The organism is Flavobacterium sp. (assembly GCF_043760115.1).
In the GTDB taxonomy this organism is placed as follows: domain Bacteria; phylum Bacteroidota; class Bacteroidia; order Flavobacteriales; family Flavobacteriaceae; genus Flavobacterium.
Map to the genome: position 1 here is coordinate 1 of NZ_JAYUPK010000100.1, position 6370 is coordinate 6370.

Sequence of the window (6370 nt, forward strand, 5' to 3'; positions counted from 1 at the left end):
GTCGAAAACATATAAAAGTTAGGGCTGCTTTTTTTTGGTTGGTTTAGTCGTGCTTTTATTTAATAACAAACCTCTAAAATAAATAAAAGCTTTCTGTAATATAAGTTATAAAAATTAGAAAAGCATTTTTATACTGTGCCACTTTTGGGTGGTAAGCCCATTTTTTACCAATCTTACTGTTTTAACCCATTTTTTTTCTTTATTATGATTTGGTAAAACTAAGTAGTTATTTTTAATAAAAATTACGGTTTTTCCACACATTTTCATAAAATGATGTTTTTGTTTTATTTTTTTATGAAAAGCTAACCTGAAATAGGTTAAATAAGTCCTTTGTTTCTAGCTTCGCGAAGTATATCTTCATCATTACCTTTTTCTATTCCTAAAAAAACTTTTATTACAACTTTTCTTTTTTCTATTGTACTATTAGACAAAAAAAGATGTTCACCAAGATTTTTAGTTTTAATTCCTTGCGATAATAAAGTAATTATTTGTCTGTTATAATTGTCTAAATAGTTGGTTTTATTTGCGCTTTCAAGTTTTAAATCAAGTACTGTTTTACTGTAATACGTTGTTCCGTTCATTATTGTTGAAAAGGCAACTAAAAATTCTTGGGCAGAAATATCGTTTTTAATTAATAATCCGTTGGGTTTGTTTTCTTTTATTATAGAATACAGTAAAAACGATTCTGTATGCGATGTTAACACTATAATTTTAGTATTTGGTAACTGTTTCTGAATAAAAAAAATTAAATCTTGACAAGAATTTAGATTTTTTTCTGGATATAATGGTAATGTAATGTCTATAAAAACCATATCAAATACATTTTGATCTGATGTAGATGTAATTATATCATAAGCTTCTTTACAGTTATGCGCAGCAGTGGTTATAATTTTATAACCCATTTCATTATAGGATAAAATTGCTTTGTAACCTTCAATAATTGGTGGATGATCGTCAATCATTAAAATTTTTAAATTCATAATATAATATTTGTGTGAAACTATAATAAATTATTGAAAAATAAAATCTTAATTATATCTCTAAGTAATTTCCTGATGCAATTGTAGTAATTACAGCATCAATATTTTCTTTATAAGATTTAGAAAACGGAAGTTTAGTTGTGGTGTTTTTTATATGGCAAACCGTGTTACCAGTATGAATTCTTGAAATAAAATCAATATTTACAATATAACTGTTGTGAATTCTAACAAATGGATAAGTCATTACACCTTCAAAATGTTTCAAGGTTTTAAAAGCCGTAATCATTTCACCTGAGTTTAAATGTATATCGGTCGAATTATTATCTGCTTGCAAATAACAAATGTCTTTTGCTTCAATATAACGGTAATCTCCATACGATTTTACACAAATTATCAATGGTTTTTCGGTTGTGTTTTCTGTATGTAAAAAAGTTACGTCTTTACTGTCGTCTATAGAAGTGTTTTGCTCTATTTTTTCGATTTCTACAGCTTCTATTTGGTCTTCTATATTAGTTTCTTCTTCGCTTACTAGATCATTAGTTTCTATAATTGGTTCTTCAATTGTTGTGTCAATCGCTTCTACTGTGTTTTCTGTAAATAAAGCATCTATTTTAAATTCCTTATTTGATTTATCATCATTATAAACAAGATTTGAAACTTGCTGCGGAATTGAAGTGGTAGAAACAATATTATGAGAAGTAATTAATGGCGCAACGACCAAATTAGAACTTATTTCTTTTTCTAATCTAAAAATAGATTTTCTTAATTCTTTTATTTCAATAGGATTTATAAAATAGTCAAAAACTCCATATTTAAATGCATTTAAACAAAGTGAATCATTTTTGGTAGTAATAATTATCTTAGGAACAACTGATAAATAGCGATGTAATTCATTTATAAAACCAAAAGACAAATTAGATTCTTTGTCTGTTGGATCTATTTCTAAGAAAATTAAATCTGGATTGTTTTCTAAAACGCAATCAATTCCGTCATCATAAGTCATCGCCGATGCTAAGTAATGCAGGTTTTGAAAACTTTCGGCAATAGCACGTGTTTTCAAACCATTACTTTGGTCATCATCAATAATTACAAATCTAAAATTCTTCAAATTGCTTTACTTCTTTGGGGTAAAGCATTAGTTTTTAAACTTAGTTAAGGTTTGTTTTGGTTAAGTTATAATAGCTTGGGACTATTTGTTAAAAAACTTAATAAATTAAGCTTTTTTCACTGTACTAAAATAGTAGTTTTTACAAAGCGTTTTAAAATTTTGTATTAACAATGCCTTAACAATAAAGGAAACATAGTTTAACGGAAAATATACTCGATAAAAAGCAAATTTATTGTAATTTTTTCTTACAAATAAATATTTTTAAGAAATTTTAATTCTGCTTAAAAAACACATTGCCAAATAGCTATTTAAAGATTAAATATAACTTTATAAAATAATATATATCAATTAATTAGTATAAATTTATAAAAAATTAAAAATTTAGAAATTAGATATTTTAGATATTTAAAAATTTGTATGAAAATCTGAAAATTAATGTAGTTTGCATCCAAATAAGAGATTTTTTGGATTTAAAATTAGAAAAAGTAAATAAAGAATAATTATCAAAAAACTGATGAGTCACAATCTTAAACTATATATATCGATGTACAAATATAAAATATTCAGTTTAAACCAATATTTGGAATACTTAACTAAAATAAAGACGAATTATATTTATTAAATTTTGCTAAATTAATAAGCAATTTGAAATTCAATATTATTTTCTAAATTTGGAGTAAATTTGCATAATTAATTATAAAATTTAAATAGTTACAAAATAAAGAATGATTTATAATTCAAATGCATCAAATTAAATATAAATTTTGTTAGCTTTTAAAAAACTATAAATAGCAATATGGGAATTACAAAAAAAATGGGTTTTGCCTTTAAAATCAATGAAATGGCTGATGTTTTAAAAGCATTGGGAAATCCGGCAAGGTTAAAAATAATTCAGTTTTTAATGGACAACCCAACATCTAATTGCGGAGAAATTCAAGTAGTTTTACCATTGGCACAATCTACTGTTTCCAAACACCTTTCTGAGCTTAAAGGAGTAAAACTTATAACTGGAAAGATAAAAGGAAACAACATTTACTATTCTTTAAACCTAAAAACTTGGTTAAAAGTTAAAGAGTTTATGTTATCTGAAATTAACTTACCTCGTGAAGATTAAAATTATTATAATTATTTGTGTTAAAATTAGTACATAATTAAATTTAAAATTTATATTTGATTTTTAATTAAATCAATCAATATGAAAAAAATTATTATTTTATTGAGTATTTTAAGTATTCAAACATTGTTTTCTCAAGAAAAAGCTGCTAAAGAAATTCTAGATTTTAAAAAAAATGAAATTAAAATTAATGCTTTATATGGAATCTTAGGAGTTTTTGAAGGCACTTATGAAAGGTCTATTAATGAAGAATCGGCATTTGGAGTTTCAGTTGCTTTTATTTTAGATTCTAATGATAGTGACATTAATACCGCATTTGCAATATCACCATATTACAGATTGTATTTTGGTAAAAAACCAGTATCTGGATTTTTTGTTGAAGGATTTTCATTATATCAAAAAGTAAATGTTGATAATTCCACCTATTTTTATGATCCAAATACAGGATCTGGGTTTTTTACAACCAAAGAAGAAAATATAAACGCATTTGCATTAGGAATTGGTTTGGGTGGAAAGTGGTACACAAAAAGTAATATTTTATTTGAATTAAATGCAGGTATTGGTAGAAATCTATCTATAAGCTCAAATATTCCTAACTCTGATTATAATAGAATAACTGGAAAAATTGGAATTACTGTAGGATACAGATTTTAACCTTAACTAAAGAACAAAAAAAATTCCACTACAATCTTAGTGGAATTTTTTATATAAAAAAGTTTTTATTATTTTAAACCGTTCTCATTAACCAATTACGCATAGAAACTTCGTTATTTATAATACTTCGCAAATCGGCAATGGCAACTCTATCTTGTTTCATAGAATCTCTGTGGCGAATTGTAACTGTATTGTCTTCTAATGTTTGATGATCTACAGTGATGCAAAATGGAGTTCCAAGTGCATCTTGACGACGATAACGTCTTCCAACAGCATCTTTTTCATCATAAGCAACATTAAAATCCCATTTTAAATCTTCAATTATTTTTTGAGCCAATTCTGGAAGTCCATCTTTTTTTACCAAAGGTAAAACTGCAGCTTTTGTTGGTGCTAAAACACTTGGCAAACGCAAAACCGTTCTTGTTGATCCATCTTCTAGCGTTTCTTCTTTTAAGGAGGTTGCAAAAACTGCCAAAAACATTCTGTCCAATCCAACTGAAGTTTCTACAACATAAGGAACATAATTTTTATTTTCTTCGGTATCGAAATATTGTAATTTTTTACCAGAAAATTGTTCGTGCGCTTTTAAATCGAAATCGGTTCTTGAGTGTATTCCTTCTAATTCTTTAAATCCAAACGGAAAATTAAATTCAATATCGGCAGCAGCATTAGCATAATGAGCCAATTTTTCATGATCATGAAAACGATAATTTTCTCTTCCTAATCCAAGTGATAAATGCCAGTTTAAACGTGTTGTTTTCCAGTATTCATACCATTTCATTTCTTCGCCTGGTTTTACAAAAAATTGCATTTCCATTTGTTCAAATTCGCGCATTCTAAAAATAAATTGTCTTGCAACTATTTCATTTCTAAATGCTTTTCCAGTTTGAGCAATTCCAAACGGAATTTTCATTCTGCCACTTTTTTGAACATTTAAAAAGTTTACAAATATTCCTTGTGCCGTTTCTGGACGCAAGTATAAATCCATCGCAGAATCGGCAGAAGCACCCAATTTTGTACCAAACATTAAGTTAAACTGACGTACTTCGGTCCAATTTCTTGAACCCGAATCGGGACAAGCAATTTCTAGTTCTTCAATTAATGCTTTTACATCTTCTAGATTGCCATCGCCAAGAGATTTAGCCATTCTTTCTAGAATTTCTCTTTCTTTAGACAAATATTCTACAACTCTAGCGTTGGTTGTTATAAATTCCTGTTCGTTAAATGCGTCACCAAAACGAATTTTAGCTTTTTCAATTTCTTTTTTGGCTTTAATATTTAATTTTTCGGCATAATCCTCAATTAAAACGTCGGCTCTGTATCTTTTTTTAGAATCTTTATTGTCAATTAATGGATCGTTAAAAGCATCAACATGACCCGAAGCTTTCCAAGTTGTTGGATGCATTAATATTGCAGCGTCAAGCCCAACAATGTTTTCGTGCATTTGCACCATTGCTTTCCACCAATATTCGCGGATATTTTTCTTTAATTCAACACCATTTTGTGCATAATCATAAACCGCACTTAAACCATCATAAATTTCGCTACTCGGAAAAATAAATCCGTATTCTTTAGCGTGCGAAATTACGTTCTTAAAATTATCTTCTTGTTTTGCCATAATACTGCAAAAATATAAAAAGTAATAGAATTGACTATACAATCGTTGATTTTTATATTTTTATAGATTATTAGGAATATTTCTTACTAATTTCACGAATTGAAATGCCATTTATGTTTAAAAATCTATTGAATTTATTTTTTCCTAAAGCTTGCGCTGGATGTAATTCGTTTTTATTAGAAAATGAAATTGTAATTTGTACTACTTGCCGTTATGAAATTCCGCTTACAAACCATCACAACACTAAAAATAATGAAGTTTTTAGCAGATTTTATGGTAGAATTCCGGTTGAATTTGCTTCAAGTTTATTCTATTTTCATAAAAAAGGAATTGTACAAGAACTAATTCATAAATTAAAATACAAAGGACATCAAGAAATTGGTGAAGCAATAGGTTTTTGGTATGCAGAAGATTTAAAAAATATTCCAGAAATTAAAAATGTAGATTTTATAATTCCTGTTCCGTTACACAAAAAACGATTTAAAAAACGAGGTTACAATCAAGTTTCCACATTTGGAAAAGCATTATCTACAAGTTTAAAAATAGAATTTAACGAAAGTATTCTCGAACGAATTATATATTCTGACACTCAAGTTAGAAAAAATATTGTTGATAGAAGTGATGTTACATCGAGTGTTTTTAAAACTAATACTGATGAAAAATGGCACAACAAACATTTTCTTTTAATTGATGATGTAATTACAACTGGAGCAACATTAGAATCTTGCGCTAGAGAATTATTAAAAATTCGAGGTTCAAAAATTAGTATTGTTTGTATGGCAATGACGCAGTAAAAACAACTATTTACAAGTAATAATTTATATTTGTATATTGGAATATGTAAAACAAATTTAAATAAATATTTGCGTTTTGTAAGACCATTTTCAAAACTACAA

At 27.1% G+C, this 6370-nt stretch carries 6 protein-coding genes; 3 read left to right on the plus strand and 3 right to left on the minus strand.

The features are described from left to right. Positions 1 to 317: 317 nt before the first annotated feature. The gene (locus ACH2BC_RS08690; protein ID WP_395053602.1) at positions 318 to 980 is read right to left on the minus strand and encodes a response regulator; all 663 of its coding nucleotides are present in this window, start codon (positions 978 to 980) and stop codon (positions 318 to 320) included. Positions 981 to 1032: 52 nt separating this feature from the next. Then, entirely contained in the window at positions 1033 to 2088 is a 1056-nt protein-coding gene (locus tag ACH2BC_RS08695; RefSeq protein ID WP_395053603.1) for a LytTR family transcriptional regulator DNA-binding domain-containing protein, read from the minus strand. A 796-nt stretch (positions 2089 to 2884) separates the two neighbouring features. Here ACH2BC_RS08695 and ACH2BC_RS08700 point away from each other — a divergent pair. Both ACH2BC_RS08700 and ACH2BC_RS08705 read left to right on the plus strand, forming a co-directional pair. After that, positions 2885 to 3202, plus strand: a complete 318-nt coding sequence (locus ACH2BC_RS08700) for an ArsR/SmtB family transcription factor (protein WP_395053604.1) — start codon at positions 2885 to 2887, stop codon at positions 3200 to 3202. An 81-nt stretch (positions 3203 to 3283) separates the two neighbouring features. Further along, entirely contained in the window at positions 3284 to 3856 is a 573-nt protein-coding gene (locus ACH2BC_RS08705; RefSeq protein ID WP_395053605.1) for a DUF3575 domain-containing protein, read from the plus strand. A 73-nt stretch (positions 3857 to 3929) separates the two neighbouring features. Here the strand turns inward: ACH2BC_RS08705 and ACH2BC_RS08710 are convergent, their stop codons facing one another. Then, positions 3930 to 5474, minus strand: a complete 1545-nt coding sequence (locus tag ACH2BC_RS08710) for a glycine--tRNA ligase (protein WP_395053606.1) — start codon at positions 5472 to 5474, stop codon at positions 3930 to 3932. 113 nt (positions 5475 to 5587) lie between these two features. Here ACH2BC_RS08710 and ACH2BC_RS08715 point away from each other — a divergent pair, with 113 nt between their 5' ends. Further along, positions 5588 to 6268 carry a ComF family protein gene (locus ACH2BC_RS08715; RefSeq protein ID WP_395053607.1) on the plus strand — a complete coding sequence of 227 codons (681 nt, stop codon included), beginning with the start codon at positions 5588 to 5590 and terminating at the stop codon, positions 6266 to 6268. Positions 6269 to 6370: the final 102 nt, after the last annotated feature.

Excerpts from the sequence above, each read along its gene's own strand:
- ACH2BC_RS08690 (WP_395053602.1), bottom strand. The coding sequence starts at position 980 with ATGAATTTAAAAATTTTAATGATTGACGATCATCCACCAATTATTGAA.
- ACH2BC_RS08700 (WP_395053604.1), top strand. The coding sequence starts at position 2,885 with ATGGGAATTACAAAAAAAATGGGTTTTGCCTTTAAAATCAATGAAATG.
- ACH2BC_RS08705 (WP_395053605.1), top strand. The coding sequence starts at position 3,284 with ATGAAAAAAATTATTATTTTATTGAGTATTTTAAGTATTCAAACATTG.
- ACH2BC_RS08710 (WP_395053606.1), bottom strand. The coding sequence starts at position 5,474 with ATGGCAAAACAAGAAGATAATTTTAAGAACGTAATTTCGCACGCTAAA.
- ACH2BC_RS08715 (WP_395053607.1), top strand. The coding sequence starts at position 5,588 with ATGTTTAAAAATCTATTGAATTTATTTTTTCCTAAAGCTTGCGCTGGA.